Source organism: Flavobacterium sp. 9AF (genome assembly GCF_902506265.1).
Lineage (GTDB): Bacteria > Bacteroidota > Bacteroidia > Flavobacteriales > Flavobacteriaceae > Flavobacterium.
Genome location: NZ_LR733556.1, coordinates 712,960 through 736,337, shown reverse-complemented (window position 1 = coordinate 736,337; position 23,378 = coordinate 712,960). Strand labels below are relative to the sequence as shown.

At 29.1% G+C, this 23,378-nt stretch carries 22 protein-coding genes; 14 read left to right on the top strand and 8 right to left on the bottom strand.

Translation table 11 applies throughout. The annotated features are described in order from the left end of the window. Positions 1 to 2: 2 nt before the first annotated feature. From HALO113_RS03410 to HALO113_RS03400, 3 genes are all read right to left on the bottom strand, one after another. Positions 3 to 1,031 carry a heme A synthase gene (locus tag HALO113_RS03410; RefSeq protein WP_159777682.1) on the bottom strand — a complete coding sequence of 343 codons (1,029 nt, stop codon included), beginning with the start codon at positions 1,029 to 1,031 and terminating at the stop codon, positions 3 to 5. Positions 1,032 to 1,073: 42 nt separating this feature from the next. Then, a complete protein-coding gene (locus tag HALO113_RS03405; RefSeq protein ID WP_159777681.1) occupies positions 1,074 to 2,492 on the bottom strand; it encodes a CCA tRNA nucleotidyltransferase in 1,419 nt (472 codons plus the stop codon). Positions 2,493 to 2,567: 75 nt separating this feature from the next. After that, positions 2,568 to 3,134, bottom strand: a complete 567-nt coding sequence (locus tag HALO113_RS03400; RefSeq protein ID WP_159777680.1) for an L-threonylcarbamoyladenylate synthase — start codon at positions 3,132 to 3,134, stop codon at positions 2,568 to 2,570. Between the two features lie 86 nt (positions 3,135 to 3,220). Between HALO113_RS03400 and pseB the strand changes: the two genes are divergently transcribed. The 7 genes from pseB to HALO113_RS03365 are packed head-to-tail and all read left to right on the top strand — an operon-like array spanning position 3,221 to position 11,890. Continuing rightward, positions 3,221 to 4,231, top strand: coding sequence for a UDP-N-acetylglucosamine 4,6-dehydratase (inverting) (gene pseB, locus HALO113_RS03395; protein ID WP_159777679.1), 1,011 nt, complete (start codon positions 3,221 to 3,223; stop codon positions 4,229 to 4,231). Positions 4,232 to 4,234: 3 nt separating this feature from the next. Further along, positions 4,235 to 5,419 (top strand): UDP-4-amino-4,6-dideoxy-N-acetyl-beta-L-altrosamine transaminase, encoded by a 1,185-nt coding sequence (gene pseC, locus HALO113_RS03390; protein WP_159777678.1) that lies wholly within the window; start codon positions 4,235 to 4,237, stop codon positions 5,417 to 5,419. Continuing rightward, positions 5,420 to 6,268: an aldo/keto reductase gene (locus tag HALO113_RS03385; protein ID WP_159777677.1), complete on the top strand. Its 849-nt coding sequence runs from the start codon at positions 5,420 to 5,422 to the stop codon at positions 6,266 to 6,268. Further along, entirely contained in the window at positions 6,262 to 8,358 is a 2,097-nt protein-coding gene (locus HALO113_RS03380; RefSeq protein WP_159777676.1) for a glutamate-1-semialdehyde 2,1-aminomutase, read from the top strand. Before HALO113_RS03385 ends, HALO113_RS03380 begins: the two co-directional genes overlap by 7 nt. A gap of 1 nt (position 8,359) precedes the next feature. Beyond that, the gene (locus tag HALO113_RS03375) at positions 8,360 to 9,376 is read left to right on the top strand and encodes a GNAT family N-acetyltransferase (protein WP_159777675.1); all 1,017 of its coding nucleotides are present in this window, start codon (positions 8,360 to 8,362) and stop codon (positions 9,374 to 9,376) included. Next, positions 9,373 to 10,410 carry a pseudaminic acid synthase gene (gene pseI / locus HALO113_RS03370; RefSeq protein ID WP_159777674.1) on the top strand — a complete coding sequence of 346 codons (1,038 nt, stop codon included), beginning with the start codon at positions 9,373 to 9,375 and terminating at the stop codon, positions 10,408 to 10,410. The genes HALO113_RS03375 and pseI overlap by 4 nt, the downstream gene beginning before the upstream one ends. Positions 10,411 to 10,414: 4 nt before the next feature. Further along, positions 10,415 to 11,890, top strand: coding sequence for a hypothetical protein (locus HALO113_RS03365; protein ID WP_159777673.1), 1,476 nt, complete (start codon positions 10,415 to 10,417; stop codon positions 11,888 to 11,890). On the opposite strand, the gene HALO113_RS03360 is transcribed toward HALO113_RS03365, so the two are convergent. Next, the gene (locus HALO113_RS03360) at positions 11,883 to 12,878 is read right to left on the bottom strand and encodes a glycosyltransferase family 2 protein (RefSeq protein WP_159777672.1); all 996 of its coding nucleotides are present in this window, start codon (positions 12,876 to 12,878) and stop codon (positions 11,883 to 11,885) included. The genes HALO113_RS03365 and HALO113_RS03360 overlap by 8 nt on opposite strands. Positions 12,879 to 13,034: 156 nt before the next feature. On the opposite strand from HALO113_RS03360, the gene HALO113_RS03355 reads away from it, so the two are divergent. Beyond that, positions 13,035 to 13,895: a hypothetical protein gene (locus tag HALO113_RS03355; RefSeq protein ID WP_159777671.1), complete on the top strand. Its 861-nt coding sequence runs from the start codon at positions 13,035 to 13,037 to the stop codon at positions 13,893 to 13,895. Between the two features lie 2 nt (positions 13,896 to 13,897). On the opposite strand, the gene HALO113_RS03350 is transcribed toward HALO113_RS03355, so the two are convergent. Then, the gene (locus tag HALO113_RS03350) at positions 13,898 to 14,959 is read right to left on the bottom strand and encodes a glycosyltransferase family 1 protein (RefSeq protein ID WP_159777670.1); all 1,062 of its coding nucleotides are present in this window, start codon (positions 14,957 to 14,959) and stop codon (positions 13,898 to 13,900) included. Between the two features lie 73 nt (positions 14,960 to 15,032). Between HALO113_RS03350 and HALO113_RS03345 the strand changes: the two genes are divergently transcribed. The 5 genes from HALO113_RS03345 to HALO113_RS03325 are packed head-to-tail and all read left to right on the top strand — an operon-like array spanning position 15,033 to position 19,535. Next, a complete protein-coding gene (locus HALO113_RS03345; protein WP_159777669.1) occupies positions 15,033 to 15,788 on the top strand; it encodes a lipopolysaccharide kinase InaA family protein in 756 nt (251 codons plus the stop codon). Next, positions 15,789 to 16,985 carry a glycosyltransferase family 87 protein gene (locus HALO113_RS03340; protein ID WP_159777668.1) on the top strand — a complete coding sequence of 399 codons (1,197 nt, stop codon included), beginning with the start codon at positions 15,789 to 15,791 and terminating at the stop codon, positions 16,983 to 16,985. Position 16,986: 1 nt separating this feature from the next. Further along, positions 16,987 to 17,922, top strand: coding sequence for a glycosyltransferase family 2 protein (locus HALO113_RS03335; RefSeq protein WP_159777667.1), 936 nt, complete (start codon positions 16,987 to 16,989; stop codon positions 17,920 to 17,922). Then, a complete protein-coding gene (locus tag HALO113_RS03330) occupies positions 17,922 to 18,695 on the top strand; it encodes a polysaccharide deacetylase family protein (RefSeq protein WP_159777666.1) in 774 nt (257 codons plus the stop codon). Before HALO113_RS03335 ends, HALO113_RS03330 begins: the two co-directional genes overlap by 1 nt. Positions 18,696 to 18,716: 21 nt before the next feature. After that, positions 18,717 to 19,535: a glycosyltransferase family 2 protein gene (locus HALO113_RS03325; protein ID WP_159777665.1), complete on the top strand. Its 819-nt coding sequence runs from the start codon at positions 18,717 to 18,719 to the stop codon at positions 19,533 to 19,535. Here the strand turns inward: HALO113_RS03325 and HALO113_RS03320 are convergent. The 3 genes from HALO113_RS03320 to HALO113_RS03310 are packed head-to-tail and all read right to left on the bottom strand — an operon-like array spanning position 19,527 to position 22,498. Beyond that, the gene (locus tag HALO113_RS03320) at positions 19,527 to 20,633 is read right to left on the bottom strand and encodes a glycosyltransferase family 1 protein (protein ID WP_159777664.1); all 1,107 of its coding nucleotides are present in this window, start codon (positions 20,631 to 20,633) and stop codon (positions 19,527 to 19,529) included. The genes HALO113_RS03325 and HALO113_RS03320 overlap by 9 nt on opposite strands. A 3-nt stretch (positions 20,634 to 20,636) precedes the next feature. Next, positions 20,637 to 21,671, bottom strand: a complete 1,035-nt coding sequence (locus HALO113_RS03315) for a glycosyltransferase family 9 protein (protein ID WP_159777663.1) — start codon at positions 21,669 to 21,671, stop codon at positions 20,637 to 20,639. Then, positions 21,671 to 22,498 (bottom strand): 2,3,4,5-tetrahydropyridine-2,6-dicarboxylate N-succinyltransferase, encoded by an 828-nt coding sequence (locus tag HALO113_RS03310; protein ID WP_159777662.1) that lies wholly within the window; start codon positions 22,496 to 22,498, stop codon positions 21,671 to 21,673. Before HALO113_RS03310 ends, HALO113_RS03315 begins: the two co-directional genes overlap by 1 nt. A gap of 240 nt (positions 22,499 to 22,738) precedes the next feature. Here HALO113_RS03310 and HALO113_RS03305 point away from each other — a divergent pair, with 240 nt between their 5' ends. Further along, positions 22,739 to 23,347: a PAS domain-containing protein gene (locus tag HALO113_RS03305; RefSeq protein ID WP_159777661.1), complete on the top strand. Its 609-nt coding sequence runs from the start codon at positions 22,739 to 22,741 to the stop codon at positions 23,345 to 23,347. The last annotated feature ends 31 nt before the right edge of the window (positions 23,348 to 23,378 follow it).

Here is a 23,378-nt window from a genome sequence, read left to right as displayed (position 1 = left end):
TTTTAGTTTAATAATTGTTTTTTACTTTGAAAACTCTCTAAAACCAAATAGAATAAAAATCCAAACAGGAGTGAAGATAATACAATATGTATGGTTTGTGATCCAAAAGGGAAATAAAAATAATACATAGCTATTCCAGAAAGAATTTCAAATACAACAAGAGCTGCTGCAAATTTTATTTTGGTATAACCTAATTTTAATCTAGAATTTAAATACACTAAATAACCAATTGCAAGGGTAACCAAAATAGAAAAACTTCTGTGAATATAGAAAGATAGAGTAGGATTTTGCAACCAAGTTTCCTTTGGTAAACCCGTTTCAGAAATCGTATCTACATGTTCTCTAACTGCAGTTCCTAACACTACTTGAACTAAGGTTAAAACCAAAGTAATTACTAAAGCTGTTTTGAAATTGGAATGGTATGTAAATACTTTCGATTGATTTTTCTGAAAATAAAAAATTAAATACAATTGAAGCCCCACAATAAGAAAAGCAGCGAGCATATGTGTTGTAATTTTTACAGGGTTTAAAACTGAATCTACAACAGTTTTTCCAAGCCAAGCCTGAAATCCCATTAAAAAGCAAATTATAAAAGTATAAAACACTAATTTTTTATTGGTTTTCCAAAAAGAAAAAGAAACAATAAAACTTGCAAAACAAGCAATTCCTGCTAAAGCACCAAACAAGCGATTGATATATTCAACCCAAGTATGCGAAGGATTGAAAATGGCATAATCATGTTTTGTATATTTTTCCCAATTAGCTTCCGAAAAGGTATTTGTTGTTGTAAAATCTTCTCTAGCAACTAATAAACTTTGGTTTTTAATAATAACCATTCCTTTTTTGTAAGACTTATTTGGGGTAAAAAGCAATTCACTTTCTTCTGTTGGTGGAATATAATAACCAAAACATTTTGGCCAGTCTGGGCAACCCATTCCAGAACCTGTCATGCGAACTAAAGCACCTGCTACAATTACTAAATAAACTAGTATTAAGGCTATTTTAGTTATTGGTAAAAAATATTTTTTCATAAATAATTATATTCAATACAATTAAAAATATAAGTTAACAACTTAATTAACTTTCTTTAAACCCATTTTTTCTGCTTTTTGAACAACAAAAGCCAGAGCTTTTTCATATTCATTTGGAATTTCTCCTTCTAAAATAGCTTCTTTAACTGCTTCTTTTAAAACGCCAATTTCTCTACCTGGTTTTAAACCAAATAATTCCATAATCTCTTCACCAGTAATGGGTGGTTGAAAATTACGAACATGATCTCTTTCTTCAACTTCTACAATTTTCTGACGTACAATTTTGAAATTGTTATGATATTTGCTAAACTTTTTTGGGTTTTTGGTAGTAATATCGGCTTCACACAAGGTCATTAAACTTTCAACATCTTCACCTGCATCAAAGACCAATCTACGCACTGCTGAATCAGTAACGATATCTTGAGCCAGTACAATGGGTCTCGAACTCATAGTGACCATTTTCTGTACAAATTTTAATTTTTGATTCAAAGGCATATGCAAGCGTTCAAAAATGCGCTTTACCATTTTGCCTCCTAAAAATTCATGTCCGTGAAAAGTCCAACCTTGTTTTTTATTGAATCTTTTCGTAGGTGCTTTACCAATATCATGTAATAAAGCAGCCCATCTCAACCAAACATCATCAGTATTTGGACAAATATTATCTACCACTTCTAAACTATGATAAAAGTTGTTTTTATGTGTATGACCTTCAACTTCTTCAACATTATTAAGAGCTGTCAATTCAGGTAAAATAATATCTAATAAACCTGTTTGATGTAATAAAAGAAAACCAATAGAAGGTTTTTGAGAGGATAAAATTTTATTGAATTCTTCTACAATTCTTTCCCCAGATATGATATTAATTCTTTCCTTGTTTCGAGAAATAGCATCTAAAGATTCTGTTTCAATTTCAAAATGCAATTGACTAGCAAAACGAATCGCTCTTAACATTCGTAAAGGATCATCAGAATAGGTAATGTCAGGATCTAAAGGAGTACGAATAATTTTATTTTTTAAGTCTTCAACACCATTAAAAGGATCCAATAATTCACCAAAATTCACTTTGTTTAATGAAAAAGCTAAAGCATTTATTGTAAAATCACGTCTTTCTTGGTCATCTTTTAATGTGCCATTTTCTACAATTGGTTTACGACTATCTCTATTATATGATTCTTTTCGAGCTCCCACAAATTCAATGTCCATGTCCTGAAAACGCAACATGGCTGTACCATAGTTTTTAAAAACTTGTACTTTAGGATTGCTTGGGATAAGTTCAGATACTTTTAGAGCTAGTGCTATACCACTACCTACTGCAACAATATCAATATCTTTTTTGTGATTTCGTTCTAATAAAATGTCTCTTACAAAACCTCCAATAACATAACATTCTAAATTTAGTTGGGAAGCGGCTTTTGAGACAATTTCAAATATTTTATTATCGAGATGTTGTTTGTAATTCATTTTTTTAAATTAGTCAATATTTAAATTAGTCAATTTACAGTGACAAATTGACTAATTGTAGATTGGCATATTAATTTATTTTCTAATAATTTTAACCTGACTGTCTAATCCTAGCTTAATTATTGTAGAAGGTTTACTATTATTTTTTTCACGATGTAAATTTACAACATAGTCCACACCTTTTAAAATTTCAGAAGCAATTTCTTTGAAGGATTGTGGTGTAGGCATACCAGAAATATTGGCAGAAGTGGATACTAATGGTTTTTTCATACGCTCCATTAATTTATAACAAAAAGGTTCAGTTACCATTCTTACGGCTAAGGAATTATCCTCTGCAATTATATTTTTTGCTACATTTTTAGGTCTATCGAGTATTAAAGTAGTTGGTTTATCAGAGAAATCTAGAATCTGCCAAGCTACTTCAGGAATTTCATTAAAAACCTGATGCATCATGCGTTCTCCATTGACTAAGACAATCATACTTTTACTTTCTTCTCTCTTTTTTAAAGCATATATTTTTTTTATGGCTTCTTCATTAGTGGCATCACAACCAATTCCCCATACTGTATCAGTGGGATAAAGTATAATTCCTCCATTTTTTATTACTTCGAAGGCATTGTGTATTTCTGTATTAACGTCCATTGCATTAAATTATAGCGCAAAGATATTATAATAATAAAAAGAAAATAAATTAGAGTTCATATATTTGCAGTTAGAAAAAAAATAACATGTTAAATAATAAATCAATTTTAATTACTGGTGGAACTGGTTCTTTAGGAAAAGAATTAACAAAAACTATTTTAGAAAATTGGCCTAATGTAAGAAGACTGGTAATTTATTCTAGAGATGAACAAAAACAATTTCAAATGGCTCAAGAGTTTCCAGAGCATAAATATCCAGCTATTCGATATTTTATTGGAGATGTGAGAGATTTAGAAAGATTAAAAAGAGCCTTTACAGATATTGATTATGTTATTCATGCTGCAGCAATGAAACACGTTCATATAGCAGAATATAACCCAGACGAATGTGTAAAAACGAATATTGGTGGTGCAGAAAATGTTATTAAAGCATGCTTAAGTTCTAATGTTTCAAGAGTTGTTGCTCTTTCTACAGATAAAGCGTGTGCACCCATTAACCTATATGGAGCAACTAAACTTACTTCGGACAAGTTATTTATAGCTGCAAATAATATAAGAGGTAAGCAGGATATTAAATTTTCTGTGGTTAGATATGGAAATGTTATGGGGTCGAATGGCTCTGTTATTCCTTTCTTTATGAATAAAAAATCTGAAGGAGTTTTACCTATTACTGATCCCAATATGACTCGTTTTAATATTTCTTTAAAAGGAGGTGTAGAAATGGTATTGCATGCTTTAGACGAAGCATGGGGTGGTGAATTATATGTACCCAAAATTCCATCATACAAAATTACTGATGTTGCTGAAGCTATTGGTCCTAATTGTAAGCAAGAAATTGTAGGGATTAGACCTGGAGAAAAGATTCATGAAGAAATGATTACTGCTTCAGATTCATTTACTACTTATGATTTAGGAAAATATTATGTTATTTTACCTCAAGTAACCAATTGGAATTTAGAAGATTATGTAAAAGAATTTAAAGCAGAAAAAGTTCCTGTAGGCTTTAGCTATAATTCAGGCGAAAATGAAGAATGGGAAACAGTACAAACTTTAAGAAGCCTAATAAAAGAGCATTTATATCCAGATTTTGAAGCTTAAACTATGATACCATACGGAAAACAAAATATAACTGAAGAAGATATTTTAGCTGTTACTCAAGCTTTAAAAGGTGATTTTCTTACACAAGGTCCGACTATTTTAGAATTTGAAAAAAAATTCTCTTCTTATATAGGATGTAAATATAGTGTAGCTGTTGCTAATGGCACGGCTGCTTTGCATTTATGCGCTTTAGCTCTAGATGTAGATAATAACTCGAAAGTTATAACTACACCCATTACTTTTGCAGCTTCGGCTAATTGTATACAATATTGTGGTGGAGAAGTTGTCTTTTCTGATATTGATTCAAATACTTATTTAATTGATATTCCTAAGATAAAAAAACTTTTAGAGCAATATCCTAAAGGAACTTTCAAAGGAATAATTCCAGTAGATTTTGCAGGAAGAGCTGTAAATCTTGAAGAACTTAAAATAATAGCAGAGGAATATAATCTCTGGATAATAGAAGATGCTTGTCATGCACCTGGAGGTTATTTTGTAGATAGTGAAGGAAAAATACAAAATTGTGGTAATGGAAACTTTGCAGATTTAGCCATATTTTCTTTTCATCCAGTGAAACACATTGCAACTGGAGAAGGAGGAATGATAACAACAAATGATGAAAACCTTTATAAGAAATTGTTAATGCTAAGAACTCACGGAATTACTCGTGATGTAGATGCTTTTCAAAATTCACTTGAATTTGCAAACGGTACAAATGCGCATAATCAAAATTATCCAGGATGGTACATGGAGATGCAAACACTAGGATATAATTATCGTTTTACTGATTTTCAAGCTGCATTAGGAATTAGTCAGTTAGATAAAGCAAATGATGGCATTGGTCGTAGAAGAGCTATAGCAAAAAAATATTTTGAATCGTTTAAAAATGCTTCATTTTTAAAAGGACAATCTGGAGATGTAGAAGGCCATGCTTATCATTTATATGTATTAGAAGTGGAAAATCGATTAGGATTATACAATTACTTAAGAGAAAACAAGATTTTTGCTCAAATACATTATATACCATGTCATTTAATGCCATATTATAGACAATTAGGTAATAAGGAAGGAGATCACCCTGAAGCAGAAAACTATTATAGAAATTGTATAAGCTTACCTATGTATCCAACATTGTCAGACGAGGAGCAAAATTTTGTAATTGATACTATTTTTAAATTTTATAGCTAATTGAAACTTGCTTTAGGAACCGTACAGTTTGGATTAAAATATGGAATTTCTAATAATAAAGGAGTTCCAACAGATTCAGATTTGAAAGCTATTTTTCATACATCAATAGCAAATAATATATGTACTTTCGATACAGCTATTGCCTATGGAAATGCAGAAGAAAGAATTTCAAATTTTCTACCATTTCATGCTGATATCATTTCAAAATTTCCAAAAACAGATTCTAAATCGGAATTAGAAACTATTATTTTAAATTCTATTTCTCGATTAAAAAGAGATAATTTATATGGATTTATGGCTCATAATGGCGATTTTTTAATCGAAAATCCACAATTATGGGAAGTATTAGTAAAATTAAAACAAGAAAATAAAATCCAAAAAATTGGCTATTCGTTGTACACAACGGAGCAATTAGAACACTTATTGACGTTAAAATTAATTCCAGATATTATTCAGATTCCTTTTAGTCTTTTGGATCAAAAATTTGGACCTTATTTTAAGGATTTGAAATCCAAAGGAGTAGAGATTCATTGTCGATCTGTATTTTTACAAGGATTATATTTCTTAGATTTAAATGCCTTACCAGAAAAAATAGTACCTTTAAAAAATGAACTATTTCAATTAAGACAAATTGCTAAAAAATATGAAATTAATATGAACGATTTGGCTCTAAATTTTGCCTATACTAATTCGTATATTGACAAAGTAGTAATTGGTGTCGAAAATGCAATTCAATTAGAAGAAAATATACTTTCAATACAAAATTGGAAATCAAATGATTTTATTTTTGAGGAAATTAATGCTATACAAGTAATGCATAAAGAACTATTAAATCCGGTAAATTGGTAAAAATAATTGGTATAACGCAAGCTAGAATTGGTTCATCAAGATTGCCAAGAAAAGTTTTATTACCCATTCAAGGTAAAACTTTATTAGAATATCACTTAGAACGCATAAAACAATCTAAATTGGTAAATGAATGGTTAGTTGCAACTACAAATGAGGAGCATTCTAATACAATTTGTGAAATTGCTTCAAACTTAGGATTAGCTTATTATAAAGGTGATTTGTATGATGTATTAGATCGTTTTTATCAATCAGTAAAAAACAAAAATGCAGATTATGTAGTAAGAGTAACATCAGATTGTCCATTAATTGATCCGGCTTTAATTGATGAAACAGTTGATTTTTGCTTAAAAGAAAATTTAGACTATTTTTCAAATGTTTTTGAAGATAAATATCCAGATGGACTTGATATTGAAGTCTTTTCATTTTACCAATTAAAAAAGGCATGGGAAAATGCAACATTAAAAGCAGATCGAGAGCATGTAACACCTTATATTCGCAGAAGTATTGATTTGTCTAAATATTCTAATAACTACATTGATTCTAAATATGCTTCTCTTAGAATGACAGTAGATGAGATGTCTGATTTTAAAGTTATTAGTCATTTAATCGATAATTTAGGTGCGAATCAATCTTGGAAGGTTTATGCAGATTACCTCTTAAATAATATTAAAATAAAAGAAATAAACAGTTCTATAATTAGAAATCAAGGTTATATGAAAAGTAAATTTGAAGAAATTAAATTACGCAACATAACAAATTTTGTTGCTTCTGACGAATATAGAAATACTATTCATAAATTAATTCCTGGTGGTTGTCATACCTATTCAAAAGGTGATGACCAGTTTCCTATTTTGTCTCCAGCAGCCATTAAGAGAGGTAAAGGAGCTTATATATGGGATATTGATGGAAATCAATTTTTAGATTGTTCAATGGGATTAACTAGTGTTAGTTTAGGACATGCATATCAACCTGTAATTGATGCTGTTAAAGAAGAACTTGAAAATGGCGTAAACTTTCAAAGACCTTCTTATCTGGAAAAAGAAACAGCAGAAAAATTTTTAGAATTGGTTCCTGGACACGATATGATTAAGTTTTCTAAAAATGGCTCAATTGTTACTACAGCTGCTGTTAAATTGGCTAGAGCTTTTACTGGAAGAAAACTAGTTGCTTTTCCAGGAGATCATCCTTTTTATAGTTATGATGATTGGTTTATTGGAAAAACGGCTTGTAATAAAGGTGTTCCAAATGAAATAACAGAACTTTCTGTTACTTTTAAAGGATGCAGTATTCAATCATTAAAAGAGTTATTTGAAAAATATCCTAATCAAATAGCTTGTGTAATAACCGAACCTGAGAAAAATCAATGCGCAACAGGAATTTGTGAACATAAATCTGTAGAAGAGTTTTTAAATCAAGCGATTGAATTATGTCATAAAAACGGAGCTTTATTTATAGCAGATGAAATGGTAACAGGTTTTAAGACTGACTTTCCAGGAACCATCACAAAATATAATATTGTACCTGATATGGCTACATGGGGAAAAGGTATTGCCAATGGTTTTTCTTTTTGCGCTTTAACGGGTAAAAAAGAAATTATGGAATTAGGAGGTATTCTTAATGAAGGTCAAGAAAAAGTATTCTTAATTTCTACAACACATGGTGGAGAAACTCATGGTCTTACAGCTGCTTTGGCAACTATTGATGTCTATAAAAATAATAATGTAATTGAACATAATCATGCACTAGGTAAAAAGATGATAGAGTTATGTAATCAATTAATTCATGAAAGTGAATTACAAGATTATGTAACTCTAATGCCTTCGGTTTGGATGCCAGTTTTTGTATTTAAAAATATTGAAAAAGAGCCTTGTCAAGGATTTAGAACCTTATTTATGCAAGAGATGATTCATAGAGGAATCTTGTTTCAAGGAGCTTTTGTACCTTGTTTTTCACATACTGAAGATGATATTTATTACTTTGCAAAAGCCTTTAAAGAAAGTTTAGATGTTTATAAAAAAGCTTTGGAAGTTGGTTATGAAAAATTTCTTGTAGGTTCACCAGCAAAAGCAGTTTTTAGAAAGTTATTATAAAATGAGAAATTATAAGTGTTTAAAAAATAATGTTTTTGAATCGAATGGATATCACATCGAACCTATACGCGATGAAGATAAATTTGAAATTTTAAACATTCGTAATGAACAATTATATCATTTAAGACAAAGTGAACCTCTTACAGTAGCAAAGCAAGAAATTTATTTTGCTACAATTGTTGCTAATTTGTTTGAACAAGATAGACCCAATCAATTATTATTTTCTTTTTTCTATAGAAATGTCTTTATAGGTTATGGAGGTCTTGTACATATCAATTGGACAGATGGAAATGCAGAAATTTCTTTTGTAATGAAAACCGCTTTAGAAAAAGATTATTTTTCTCAATATTGGAGCGCTTATTTAGATTTAATAGAAAAACTCGCTTTTAACGATTTAGGTTTTCATAAAATTTTTACTTATGCTTTCGATTTACGGCCACATTTGTATGAAGTTTTAGAAAATTGTGGTTTCAAAAATGAAGCCAGATTAAAAGAGCATTGTTTTTTTGATAACCAATTTATTGATGTTGTTTATCATTCTAAAATCAATAGAAATATTACCTTTAGAAAAGCTTCAGAAGAAGATTTAATTTTATATTTCAATTGGGCTAATGATCTTGCTGTTAGGGAAAACTCATATCAATCGGAATTAATTTCTTTGGAAAACCATACCAATTGGTTCCTAAATAAAATAAAAGACCCTAACTGTAATATGTATTTATTTGAAAATCATATCAATCAGCCTATTGGTCAAGTAAGAGTTCAAAAACAAGAAAATAATGAAGCGATTATAGGAATTTCTAATGATAATCAACATCGTGGTAAAGGATATGCAACTAAAATGTTAACTTTAGCTTCTGAAAAATTTATTGAAGAAAATCCAGATTACCACATAAATGCATATATAAAAATAGCCAATAAAGCCTCTGAAAAATCTTTTAGTAAAGCAGGTTATCAACTTGTTGATGAATTAGATTATCAAAATTATAGAAGTTATCATTATATTTATAAAAAATGAAAATAGGAAATTTCGACATACATCATACCTCCCCTGTATTTATAATAGCTGAATTATCAGCTAATCATAATGGAAGTTTGGAAACTGCTTTGGAAACAGTTAGAGCAGCAAAAAGAGCAGGAGCAGATTGTATTAAATTACAAACATATACTGCAGATACTATTACGTTAGATTCTAACAAACCTGATTTTGTAATTCAAGGTACCATTTGGGATGGAAGAAAATTACACGATTTGTATAAAGAAGCCTATACTCCTTGGGAATGGCATCAAAGAATTATGGAAGTAGCCCAGGAAGAAGGACTAATCTGTTTTTCTTCTCCTTTTGATTTTTCTGCAGTTGATTTTCTAGAAAAATTAAATGTACCAGCATATAAAATTGCTTCTTTTGAAATTACTGATATTCCATTAATTGAATATGTAGCTTCTAAGAAAAAACCAATTATAATTTCAACTGGAATTGCAGAATTGAAAGACATTGAATTAGCAATTGAAGCTTGTAAAAGAGTAGGAAATAACGATATTGCTTTATTAAAATGTACTTCAAGCTATCCAGCACCTATTGAGGAGGCCAATATGATTATGATTAAAGATTTTGCTGAACGTTTTCAAATAATACCTGGTTTATCTGATCATACCATGGGAGCTACTGTTCCCATAGTTGCTACCACTTTTGGTGCGAAAATTATTGAAAAACATTTTATTTTAGATCGAGCTATTGGAGGACCAGATGCTTCTTTTTCAATGAATGAAGAAGAATTTACTGCAATGGTTAAAGCCGTTCGCGAAGCTGAAAAAGCGATAGGAATAGTTGATTATACTCTAACTGAAAAACAAGCAAAGGGTAAAGATTTTAGCCGTTCTTTATATATAGCTGAAGATATATCTGAAGGCGAATTATTTACCAAAGAAAATCTTAGATCTGTTCGTCCAGGATTTGGATTGCATCCAAAATATTATGCAGAAATTATTGGTAAAAGAGCCAATCAAAAATTAGAAAAAGGAACGCCTATGTCTTTCGACTTTATTTCTTAAAAAAATGAATCCACTAGATAGCATACATAATCAAACCATATTGGTTCAAAGTTCATATCATCCAACGCCCCATTTAGAAACTGAAATGGAAATTATAGAAAGATTATTAGAAAATAATAATACAATCTATTGGTTGATTTGTAAAAAAGATTTTAAAGTTTGTTTTAATAATCCAACAAGCGATAAATGGATATGTAATGTTTGTATTTCTAGAGTTCAAAATGGAGTTAAAGAAGTTTTTAAAAATATAAAAAATAAAGAAAAGCTAATCCTAAAGGAATATAAAGATTATATTGATTTTGAGGACTATATAGCTAAACAAACGTTGCAATACAATTTTGCTACAATACAAGATTTAAAAAAATATACCTATCAAGGTTATGATTTAGGAATGGCTACAGCATCGTCTTTAGTTTCTTATACGAGAGATCATGAACCTAAATTAGAAAGTTACACCGATTTTATAAAAAAAGGAATACAAACAGGTGCTTATTTATTTGAAACATTTGATAAAATCATAAAAGATATTAATCCCAATTTAGTTATTTTTTTTAATGGTCGATTTATTGAGAATAGGCCTTTACTTAGGGTTTGTCAACAAAATAATATGAACTATGTAACCCATGAAAGAGGGGGAAAATTAAATACGTTTTTATTTAGAGAAAATTCTATTCCGCATTCGATTGAAACCGTTAGTAAAGAAATGGAATACCTTTGGGAACAAGCTACTGACGAAAAAAATATAATTGGTGAACAATTCTATAAAAATAGAATAAAGCGTGTAGAGGAAGCATGGTATTCTTTTACAAAAGAACAAAAAGAGGGAAGTTTACCAGAGAGTTTTAAGAACAATGATGGTAAAAAAGTAATTACTATTTTCAATTCTTCATTAGACGAATATGAAGGATTAGAGGGATTTGGACCTTATTTTTACGAAAATGATAACATAGGAATTAAACAAATAGCCGAATCTCTTTCTAATAGAGATGATATTAAATTGTATTTAAGGATTCATCCTAATCTAAAAGGATTAAAAAATGCTCAGAATAAATTTATTGAAGAAGAAATAAAAACATTATCAACAATCGAAATAATTGGTGCAGAAGATAGCGTTGATACTTATGCCTTAATCAATCAAAGTGATATAATAATAGTTTTTGGTTCCACAGTAGGAGCAGAAGCAGCTTATGCTGGAAAAAATGTTATTCTTTTAGGGAAAGCTGCATATGAAAATTTAAATTGTTTTTATATACCTAAAAATCATGAGGAAGTAATACAAGCTATTGTAAACCCTAATTTCGAATTTTCTAAAATAAATACAGAAGCTCCTCTAAAATATGGTTATTGGAATGAGAATTTCGGAATTCGTTATCAAATATATGAACCCATCAATATTGGTAAAGGAAAATACAATGGAAAAATTATTAAAGCTAATATAATAGTAAGAAAACTAAAAAGATTTTTTCAAAAATTCAAATAGTCGATTTTATAAAAAAAACTATTTTATCAATTAGTGGAATTTTACTAAAATAACCCGATTCATTTTTTATAAATTTATAAAAATTGGAGTTATAAATAGATGTATTTCTAATGGTTCTAATGATTACTTTATCTATATGTTTTGATAACATATCTTGATTGTATATACCTAAATTTTTATTTTTTTCTAATATAATTTTAGCCGCGCAAATGGTTTCCTTTATGTCTTCAGGAGTTTGTTTTCTTTTTAAGCACACAGCGTTTACATAATAAATACTTTTTGGATCATTTGAAGGAATTTCTAATCGTTCTAATTGTCTTTTTTTAATGGCAACTTCTGCAATTCGTAGATTTTCTTCTTTTGTTTGACTAATATTTCCAGGATGCCAACGATATCTTACTAACGATTCAGGAATATTGTAAAATTCTGATTTTGCAATAAATTCACTCCATAAACCATAATCTTCAGCAGGAACATATTGATGTTCAAATCGTAAATTACCTAATGCAGTCTTTCGAAACATTACTGTTGAATTTCCTAATCCACAACTGTATAAAAATTGAACTTTTAATGCATCATGTTCCACCTCATGTCGTAATACTTTCTCTTTTTTGTCTCCAAAAATAGTAAACCAAGTACCACAAAGACCTAAATTGGGATTGTTATCCAAAATAGTAATTTGTTTTTCAAAACGAGTAGGTAAAGCAATATCATCTGCATCTAATAATGCAATATATTCAGTATCTGCTCTATCAATGCCCTCATTTCTTAAATTTGCAGGACCTTCATTTTTTGTTTTTGAAATAAGTTGGATTCTATCGTCTTTTTTTTGAAGTCTTTCAATTATCTCAACTGTTGAATCTGTAGAATTATCATTTAAAATTAATAGATTAAAATCTGTAAAAGTTTGATTTAAAAGGCTATTTACAGCCTCTTCAATGTATAATTCTCCATTGTAAACAGGCATAATTACAGTTAATCTCTTCATTTTAGAATATTTTTTTTTAATTTACAGCAAATATAGGTTTTAATTTAGAGGATTAAAACTATATATTTGCAAAAAAATTAAGAAAATTTTAAGATTTATAAGAGCAATTCAAGTAAATATAAATACAAAAACAAACGAACAAAATACTTTAAATTAATGCAAAAAATACAAGTTGGATTTCTGGTTTCATACGATTATGAATTACTTAAAAATGCTATTCCTCCTGTATATGATGCATCAGATACTATTTTTTTAGCCATAGATAAAAGCCGAAAAACATGGAATGGTTCGGATATTCATATTGATGCATCATTTTTTGAATGGGTGAAAGAGTTTGATATTAAAAATAAAATTCAAATTTATGAAGATAATTTCTTTGTAGAAGGACTTTCAACTATGGAATGTGAAATTAGAGAAAGGAAACTTTTAGCGGATCAAATGGGTATTGGAAATTGGCTTATACAATTAGATGCTGATGAATATTTTTTTGATTTTAAAAAGTTTACTACTCAATTACAATCCTACAATCATTTTCTTACAAGTAAAAAACATGTTCAAATTTGTTGTTTTAAAATTAATTTATATAAAAATGTCAATTCAGGTGTTTTGTATGTAGATTTATTTGACAAGTTTATGGTGGCTACCAATATACCAAACTATAAGATAGGTCGTCATGGTAAATGCCGTTCTATTTATGTAGATGCTATAGCATTGCACGATTGTTTGTCGAGAGAAAGAGAGGATTTAATTAAGAAATTAGATAATTGGGGACATAATGAAGAAATCGACAAAGAGAGTTTCATGCAAAAATGGGATGCCGTTAATGAAACCAATTATCAGGATTTTGAAGGATTCTTTTATTTAGATCCAATGGATTGGAAAACGTTAAAATTTATGAATGGTAATTCATTAGATGAAGTTTTAAATAATTTTAAGAACGACTCATCAATGAAAATAAGTAATTGGTTTCTTATGAAGAAAAATATTGGACAATGGTTTAAGTTTCTATTTAAATAATTTTATTCCTTATATAAATTTAAATAGGCTTTTGCCGCTTTTTCCCAAGTAAAAAAGTCAGCTCTTGCTTTGATTTTCTCAATGAAAAAATCTTTATTTTTTTCAAAAATTTCTAGTTTCGAAAACAAAAAGTCTCTCATGTATTCTGAGTCAAAATTTTCCCAATAAAATGCAGCATCTCCACCTATTTCTGGAAGAGAAGTTAATGTTGATAAAAAAACAGGTTTGCTAAATTTCATTGCTTCAATAGGTGGTAGCCCAAAACCTTCTCGGATGGATGGGAATAAAAAAGCAGTACAATGCTGTAAATAATATTGTTTGGCTGCATCACTAATTTTTCCTACTAAGAATATTTTGTTTCCTAAATTTGCCTTTTTAATATAGTTTAGGATTTCATAGCCATATTCTTTATCATTATTTCCCGCTAAAATTAAATTATAATCTTCAATCTTTTCCATCATTTGTACCAATGATAAAAAGTTTTTTCTAGGAATAAAATCACCAATAGAAAAGAAAAAAGGTTTGTTTACAGGATGATTGGAAGGAGTAAAGGCAATATCTTTAATTAGTATTTCTGATGGATTACCATTATAAATGATATGTTCAGGCTTGCCTTTTACAGAAAAATACTGATGCGTTTGTTGCTTTGCAAATTCAGAAATGTAAGTAATAACATCTGCTCGATTAATTTTTTCAATGAATCGTTTATTTACTTCATGATGCATGTCGGAAGCTATTTCTTCTACAAAATTAACATCATGAATGGTTAGAATGTATTTTTTTGGTTTAAAAAATGGCTCCACTTTGGTATTTTGATTTAAGCTATGCCAAACATCATATTTTGTTTTTTTTCGGAACAAAGGATAGCGTTCTAAGCTACTATATTTTGCATAATGAAAAGTTTTTCCAAATTCTTTTCTTAATTTTTCAGGATGTTTTGCATTTAGAGTGATATCTAAATCTGAAATATCTAATTTTGAAAAAGCATTAATTAATTGATAATTAAAGGTTCCAAGTCCACCAGCTTTATTATTAATATTATGAGATTCTAAAAAAACGTTCATGAAATAAATTTTAGTAAAAATAAGATATGTTTCTAAATAATTAATTGGATATCCTTATTTTTGAAAAAAAAAGATGTTTCGTATTTTTCCTACATATAAAAACCTAAAAGAAATTATTTTGTCTAGTATAGATAATTTTCATACTTCTGGAAAATTATTGGCTGCTGGAAAAAGAAATACGATAAAATTGTTTCAGGTTGACGAAAAGCTAACTTTAAATATTAAGTCATTTAAAAAGCCAATTTTATTGAATCAAATTATCTATAATTATTTTCGTAAATCAAAAGCCCAGCGTTCCTTTGAGTATGCCAATCTACTATTAGAAAAAGGAATTGGTACACCTCAACCCATTGCTTTCAAGACGAATACTAATTTTATAGGTTTGCAGGATAGTTATTATGTTTGTGAGCATATTTTATGTGATTTAACATATAAAGAATTAGTAGAAACCGATTATCCAGATGGAGAAAATATTTTAAGACAGTTTATCCATTTTACCTATAAATTGCATCAAAATGGTATTGAATTTAAAGATCATTCGCCAGGTAATACACTCATAAAGAACAATCATGATGGAAGCTATAAATTCTATTTGGTAGATTTAAATAGAATGAATTTTCATACTCAAATGGACTTTAAAACTAGAATGAAAAACCTTTCCAGATTAACACCGAAAAAGGAAATGATAATCATTATGAGCAATGAATATGCGAAACTATCTGGAGAGGATGAAACTGTTGTTTTTGAAACCATGTGGCAATTAACTGCCGATTTTCAAAAAAGATTTCACCGTAAGAAAAGATTAAAGAAACGTATTAAGTTGCAATAAATGAATCTAATTTTACAATTCAAAAAAATTTCTCAAAAACCTTTTTTTCAGAATTCTAACTATATTTCTGCGATATTACTTATAATAGCCGCTTTATCTGCTGGAAAACAATTCTTGATTCAAAAGTGTAACAACTATTTGATTTATAAAAATGTTTTTTATCATACGATTCACCAAACTTCTTTGTATGCTGAATATCCTAATGAATATTTTGATCATAATCATTATGGACCTGTTTTTAGTTTACTAATAGCACCTTTTGCCTTGTTACCCGATGCAATAGGTATGGTTTTATGGAGCGTTTTTAATGCTTTTGTTCTAATTTGGGCAATTCATAAGTTGCCTATAAAATCAATAAATTATAGTATTATTTTATGGATTATATTAAACGAATTTATTACTACTACACTTAGTTTTCAGATTAATCCTATTATGACGGCTATTATTATTATGTCGTTTGTATCAATTCAAGAAGAGAAGGAAGGAAGAGCTGCTTTTTTTATCATGTTAGGTACTTTTATAAAATTATATGGTATTGTAGGTTTGGCCTTTTTCTTCTTTTCAAAACATAAACTTAAATTTATATTGTATTTAATAACTTGGTCCTTAGTTTTTTATGTTTTACCAATGATTTTAGCAACACCAGAATTTATTAACAGTAGTTATATCGAATGGTTTGAAAGATTAGTGGTGAAAAATGGAGAAAATACTTCTTTAGATTCAATGCAAGATATTTCGTTTATGGGCATTATTAGAAGAGTAGTAGGTAATCCGATGTTGTCTAATTTACCTTTCTTACTTTTTGGACTACTTGTTTTTGGATTACCGTATCTTAGAATTAAAATGTATAAAGACTTAAAATTCAGGTTGTTATTATTGTGTTCTGTATTGCTTTTTACAGTCATCTTTAGTTCTGGATCCGAATCACCAACCTATATTATTGCCTTTACAGGAATAGCCATTTGGTTTATTATACAAAATAAACCAATCTCTAAATTCAGTTGGTTTTTACTTATATTTGCGTTAATTGTAACCAGTTTGTCTGCTACAGATTTATTTCCTAAAATACTATATAAGTCATTGGTTAAACCATATGCTTTAAAAGCATTACCATGTGTACTAATTTGGTTTAAAATTATATATGAGATGATGGTTTTAAAAAAAGAAGAATCTATAAAAGTAACGGAAAGTAAATAAAATGAAGAAAACAGTATCTATAGTTATTCCTTCTTTTAATGAAGAATCTAATATTGAAATGATAGCCAAAACGATTCATAGCGTTATGAATCCATTGCCTTATTATTATCGTATTGTTTTTGTAGATGATGGTAGTTCGGATAATAGTTTGAATTGTTTGGAGCAACTTGCAAAAGAAGATGAGAAATTATTTTTTATTTCGCTGTCTCGTAACTTTGGACATCAAAATGCATTAAAAGCAGGTGTAGACACAGTTAAAGATATTTCAGATGCTGTAATTACTATGGATGGAGATTTGCAACATCCTCCTGAATTATTACCTCAACTTTTAGAAAAATGGGAGGAAGGTCATGATGTGGTGTATACTATTCGAGAGGATGATGTTACCTTATCCTATTTTAAGAAGAAAACTTCTAAAGCCTTTTACAGTTTAATGAATAAGCTTTCTGATGTTAAATTTGAACCAGGAACAGCTGATTTTCGATTAATGGATAAAAAGGTGGTGGCTGTTTTTTCCGATTTTTCGGAAAATGAACTCTTTATACGCGGTATTATCAATTGGATAGGATTTGATCAATATGCCTTACACTACAAATCAAATCCTCGTTTTTCTGGAAAGAGTAAATATACTTTAAGTAAAATGATACGTTTTGCTTTGCAAGGCATCACAGCTTTTAGTACTAGACCTTTACATATGGCTATTTTTTTAGGTGTAGGTTTGTCTTTATTTGCTTTTGTATTTTATTTGGGGTATGTCATTTACAGTCTCTATTTTGGTCATGTAATTTCCGGATGGGCTTCTGTGATAAGTACTATTGTATTTTTTGGAGGTTTAAATTTAACTATCTTAGGAATTATTGGAATTTATATTGGTAAACTATTTATACAATCGAAAAAAAGACCCAATTATTTAATTAAAAAAACAAATTTTAACTAATGGTTTTATTGAGCTTTGACATAGAAGAATTTGATATGCCTTTTGAGTATGGAAAAGAAATATCTTTTGAAGATCAAATTCAAATATCTATTACAGGTACAGTGGCTATTTTAGATTTATTAGCTAAACATAATGTGAAAGCGACCTTTTTTTCAACCGCTATTTTTGCTATACACGCTAAGGATGTAATTGATCGAATTATTAATGAAGGACACGAAATAGCGTCTCATAATTATCATCATAGTCAATTTGAAATAGCTCATTTAAAAGAATCTAAAGAAAAATTAGAAGCATTAACTGGAACAGAAGTTATTGGCTTTAGAATGCCAAGAATGTTTCCTGTTGATGAAAAAGAAATTTATAATGCTGGCTACACCTATAATTCATCCATTAATCCAACCTATTTGCCTGGGCGCTATAATAATTTTAATAAGCCTAGACGTTATTTTTATCAACAAAAGGTATTACAAATACCAGCTTCTGTAAGTCCGTTAATTCGATTTCCTTTATTTTGGCTAAGTTTTCATAATTTACCCTTGCGAATATATCTTTTTTTAGTGCAATGGACCTTAAAGAAAGATAAGTATTTGAATATTTATTTTCATCCATGGGAATTTACCAATTTAAATCAACCGGAGAAATTTAATTTCCCCAAATATGTTTCTAAAAATAGTGGAGAACAAATGATTGAACGATTTGATCAATTAATTAGTTGGATGAAAGAAAAAAAATATACATTTGGAACTTTTAAAACATTTATAAAAACAATTTAATGTGCATTTTGTAATATCTGAATGAAATTATCTGTAATTATTACTACTTACAATTCGGAAGAATGGCTCGAAAAAGTTCTTGTTGGTTATGCAAACCAAACAGAGAAGGATTTTGAAATAGTAATTGCAGATGATGGTTCTACTCCCAAAACAAAAGCATTGTTAACAACCTTCGAACATTCTTTCTTGTACCCGATAATTCATGTTTGGCAAGAAGATAATGGTTTTCAAAAATGTAAAATATTAAATAAAGCAATTGTACGAACGCATTCGGAATATTTGTTATTTACAGATGGTGATTGTATACCTAGAGAAGATTTTGTTTCTACTCACTTAAAATATAAAGAGAAAGGTTATTTTCTATCTGGTGGTTATTTTAAATTGCCATTGGTTACTTCTCATATTATCTCAAAATTAGATATTATTTCAAAGAAATGCTTCAATCCTTTTTGGTTGGCCAAAAACAATGTAAAGAAAAATTTTAAGCTGTCTAAGTTAGTTCGTTTTAAGCTATTTACTATTTTCATGAATTGGATAACTACTACAAAGAAAACTTTCAATGGTCATAATACCTCTTGTTTTAAGTCCGATTTAATTGCTGTAAATGGATTTAATGAAGATATGAAGTATGGTGGTTTAGATAGGGAAGTAGGGGAAAGACTTTTTAATTATGGGGTTTTAGCAAAACAAGTCCGTTATTCAGCCATTTGTTTGCATTTGGAACATGAGAGAGGTTATTTTAATCAAGAGGAGTGGAATAAAAATCTAAAAATTAGAGCCTATAATCAAAAACACCATGTGATACAAACAAAAAATGGTTTGAACCAGTATTTAGGCTAATAACGAGGTGTAGATTTCCATTAATCGATTTGCGATAACATCGTCATTAAATTGTTGTACAAAATGCCAACCTTTTTCAGCAATTTCTTTTCTTTTTTCAGGATTTTCTAATAAAAATTGGATTTTGGTAGCCAATTCATTTGCGTTGGTTGGATTTATATATATTGAATTTGGTCCAGCAGCTTCAGGGAAAACACCTGAATTTGTTGTTATTACTGGAATTTTAGAATATAATGCTTCAATTATTGGTATTCCAAAACCTTCAAATAAAGATGGATAAATGAAAACGGTAGCTAATTGATAGATGGTAGCTAATTCAAATGAATCGATTCCTTTAAGAAAACGTACTTTATGTTGTAAACTATGTGAAGTAATATGCTCATGAATTTCTTTTGCATATTCAGTTTCTTTACCAATTAAGACAAGAGTAGTATCAATATTTTGGATGGCTTTAACAATTGTCAAGGCATTTTTTCTCGCTTCAATAGTACCTACATTTAGTACAAATTGGTCAGGTAAAAGGTATTTTTTTTTTACAGTTTCAAGTTGGTCTTCAGGTATTTTTGTTTTAAAAACAGGTTGGCAACCTTGATAAACCACTTGTATTTTATTTGCATCAATTTTTAAATATTGAATGATATCTTTTTTGGTTTGCTCACTTATAGCAATAACCATATCTGCATTTTGGGCAGCTTTTTTAAATTTGTAAAAGTGAATTTTTCTATCAAAAAAGGAATACAAGTTAGGATAACGCATGAAAATTAAATCATGAATAGTTACTACACTTTTGATGTTGTTCTTCTTCAAACCTGAAGGTATTTCTCCAGATAACCCATGAAAAATTTCAATTTTATCCTTTAACAAGTCTTTTACAACACCTTTTTGTCTCCAATAATTTTTGAATTTGGTTTTAGGGTTTCTCTCAACAATGTTTTTGTTATAATAAGTAAATATAGATTTCTTAGCTTTTTTTGGATTATACAGAAAAAGCGAAGTTTCTGGAAATTTTGTTGCAATCATGCGAACTAAATCTCTGCTGTAATTTCCTAATCCTGTTTTATTATGAAATACTCTTTTTGCTTCAAAACCTATATTCATGGTTTAGATATTATTATTTAAAAAATTAATAAGAGTTGGTTTGTATAGTTCAGGCATGAATTGTTCGTATTTTTCGAAAACAGTTAGGTTTTGATCTACATTGGGTAGATAATCATAAATTTCAATTGACACATTTTTTAAACCATCTTCTGAAATAAACCATTTCTTCTTTAATATATCGGGTGAAAAAATACTAAATGTTGGTATTCCTAATGCTTTCGACATATTTGTAGCTCCTCCTTCATTACCAATAAGTGCTTTGCATAATTTGGTAACAGCTAAAAAATCGCGTAAATCATTTTCAAAAAAGTCAATGAAAATTTGTTTTTTAGTTGAAGCTTCACATAACTCATACATTTCTTTAACCTGAGATTTTTGAAAAGGAATATAGTTGAGAAGAATTTGAATTTCAGAATTATAATGGGCAATAATATCTAGGGTTTTTGCCATATATTTTAAAGGAAGCGTTTTTTCTGGTTCGCTTCCTATAGCACTTACCATAATTATGGGTTGCGTTAAATTGATATTATTTTCAATTAATTTTTTTTTAGCTTTTTCGATTTCCACATCTGTCATAAAAATTTTGGGTGTTACATCTTGATTAAAAATACCAAGAGGTTCAACTAAATTTAAACGATCAGATAAAGCTGTTGTCCTCCCTTCAATTTCATTACGATGAGTAGTTGTGGTTAAAAAAAGTTTGGTGTACCATTTTTCATATGAAATCGTTTTTTTTGCACCAGAAAACCAAGCAATCAAAATACTATTGGTTTTAGCATATGCATCGATAACGACATCATATTTTTTTTGTCTAATACTTTTTAAGAAATTAAAGAATAATGATGTGTTTTTTCTCGTTTTTTCATCTAAAACAATAAGTTCATCAATATAAGGATTATTAATGACTACAGGTTGAGCATTTTCGTAGATTAAATAATCTATTTTATATTCTGGATATTGCTTTTTAATAGCTTCTAAAATAACCGTACTAGTTAAAACATCACCAATTTTTTTCTTTTGTATAACAAGTATTCTCATTAAACGGCTACATTATATTCTCTTAAAGCATCATTTAAAGAAGTCTTAAGATCAGTTGAAGGTTTTCTTTGACCTATGATTAGAGCACAAGGTACTTGATAATCACCAGCTGCAAATTTTTTAGTATAACTTCCTGGAATTACCACTGATCTTGGTGGTACAATACCTTTGTATTCTTTTGGTTCAGAACCTGTTACATCGATAATTTTTGTGGAACCAGTTAAAACTACATTAGCGCCTAAAACGGCTTCTTTTCCTACACGTACACCTTCTACAACAATACATCTTGAACCGATGAAAGCACCGTCTTCTATAATTACAGGTGCAGCTTGTAAAGGTTCTAACACACCACCAATACCTACACCACCGCTTAAATGGACATTTTTGCCAATTTGAGCACAACTTCCTACTGTCGCCCATGTGTCAACCATGGTTCCTTCATCTACATAAGCGCCTATATTAACATAACTTGGCATCAAAATTACTCCTTTAGATATGTAAGCACCATGACGAGCTACAGCATTAGGTACAACACGAATACCTTTTTCAGCATATCCTCTTTTCAAAGGCATTTTATCATGATATTCAAAAATTCCAGCTTCAAGAGTTTCCATTTTTTGAATAGGAAAATACATTACTACAGCTTTTTTTACCCATTCATTTACTTGCCAAGTGATTGTAGTTTCATTATCAATAGGTTGAGCAACTCTTAGAGCACCGGAATCAATTAATTCGATTACTTCTCTAATTGCATTTTGAGTTTTTTCTTCTTGTAGTAAAGCTCTATTTTCCCAAGCTTGTTCTATTGTGGTTTGTAATTGTGTCATGATAACTTTCTATTTTGGGCAAAGATAATTTGTTTTTTTTTAAATCATAAATTGTTTTAGTTACATATTCATCTTTTATGTAACGATATGTTAGTTTTAAAAAGTTAAAAGCAATTCGAACATAAATTAAAATATGTATTGCCAACTGATTTTTATCAGTTTTTAAAAGACAATGTTTATCTAGTTTTGCGCCCAATAAAAACCAAATTTAATTAGTGATAAATTTTTAAAATGAATTTTATGGATTTACAACAACACCCCTCAAACAAACCTGTTCTAGTAGATAAAGAAGTGGCATGGGATAAAACTAAAGTTATCATGAGTAAAACAGATGCTCGTGGAATAATTGAATATGCAAATGAAGTCTTTGTCGATGTATGTGGTTATGAAGATTATGAATTAATGGGACAACCTCACAATATTATTAGACATCCAGATATGCCTAAAGTTATATTTAAAGTCTTATGGGAAAAATTACAAAGCGGAGAAAATTTCCATGCCATTGTTAAGAATTTGGCTAAATCGGGAAGGTATTATTGGGTAATTACTGATTTTGAAATTTCAAGAAATGAAGAAGGTGTAATTGAAAATTATTTTGCAAGAAGAAAATCAGTTCCACAAGAGGTTATTACTAATCATATTGAACCCTTGTATAAAAAACTATTACAAATTGAAGCAGCAAGTGGCATTCAATATAGTGAAAAGTATTTAAATGGATTTTTAGAAGAAAGAAATAAGACCTATGTTCAATATATTATGGAACTTATCTACAATCATGAAAAAGAAAATGTAAAAGCAGAAAAAGCTGAGGAAGAGAAAGGTTTTTTTAGTCGCTTTTTTGGACGTTAAAAATTAAGTATTTCTTAAGAATTAGGCACTA

Bases quoted from the DNA above. Each gene is read 5' to 3' on its own strand.
- HALO113_RS03365 (WP_159777673.1), top strand. From the start codon at position 10,415: ATGAATCCACTAGATAGCATACATAATCAAACCATATTGGTTCAAAGT.
- HALO113_RS03305 (WP_159777661.1), top strand. From the start codon at position 22,739: ATGGATTTACAACAACACCCCTCAAACAAACCTGTTCTAGTAGATAAA.
- HALO113_RS03320 (WP_159777664.1), bottom strand. From the start codon at position 20,633: ATGAATATAGGTTTTGAAGCAAAAAGAGTATTTCATAATAAAACAGGA.
- HALO113_RS03355 (WP_159777671.1), top strand. From the start codon at position 13,035: ATGCAAAAAATACAAGTTGGATTTCTGGTTTCATACGATTATGAATTA.
- HALO113_RS03330 (WP_159777666.1), top strand. From the start codon at position 17,922: ATGGTTTTATTGAGCTTTGACATAGAAGAATTTGATATGCCTTTTGAG.
- HALO113_RS03325 (WP_159777665.1), top strand. From the start codon at position 18,717: ATGAAATTATCTGTAATTATTACTACTTACAATTCGGAAGAATGGCTC.
- pseB (WP_159777679.1), top strand. From the start codon at position 3,221: ATGTTAAATAATAAATCAATTTTAATTACTGGTGGAACTGGTTCTTTA.
- HALO113_RS03375 (WP_159777675.1), top strand. From the start codon at position 8,360: ATGAGAAATTATAAGTGTTTAAAAAATAATGTTTTTGAATCGAATGGA.
- HALO113_RS03335 (WP_159777667.1), top strand. From the start codon at position 16,987: ATGAAGAAAACAGTATCTATAGTTATTCCTTCTTTTAATGAAGAATCT.
- HALO113_RS03350 (WP_159777670.1), bottom strand. From the start codon at position 14,959: ATGAACGTTTTTTTAGAATCTCATAATATTAATAATAAAGCTGGTGGA.
- HALO113_RS03360 (WP_159777672.1), bottom strand. From the start codon at position 12,878: ATGAAGAGATTAACTGTAATTATGCCTGTTTACAATGGAGAATTATAC.
- HALO113_RS03410 (WP_159777682.1), bottom strand. From the start codon at position 1,031: ATGAAAAAATATTTTTTACCAATAACTAAAATAGCCTTAATACTAGTT.
- HALO113_RS03340 (WP_159777668.1), top strand. From the start codon at position 15,789: ATGAATCTAATTTTACAATTCAAAAAAATTTCTCAAAAACCTTTTTTT.
- HALO113_RS03310 (WP_159777662.1), bottom strand. From the start codon at position 22,498: ATGACACAATTACAAACCACAATAGAACAAGCTTGGGAAAATAGAGCT.
- pseI (WP_159777674.1), top strand. From the start codon at position 9,373: ATGAAAATAGGAAATTTCGACATACATCATACCTCCCCTGTATTTATA.
- HALO113_RS03405 (WP_159777681.1), bottom strand. From the start codon at position 2,492: ATGAATTACAAACAACATCTCGATAATAAAATATTTGAAATTGTCTCA.
- pseC (WP_159777678.1), top strand. From the start codon at position 4,235: ATGATACCATACGGAAAACAAAATATAACTGAAGAAGATATTTTAGCT.
- HALO113_RS03345 (WP_159777669.1), top strand. From the start codon at position 15,033: ATGTTTCGTATTTTTCCTACATATAAAAACCTAAAAGAAATTATTTTG.
- HALO113_RS03315 (WP_159777663.1), bottom strand. From the start codon at position 21,671: ATGAGAATACTTGTTATACAAAAGAAAAAAATTGGTGATGTTTTAACT.
- HALO113_RS03400 (WP_159777680.1), bottom strand. From the start codon at position 3,134: ATGGACGTTAATACAGAAATACACAATGCCTTCGAAGTAATAAAAAAT.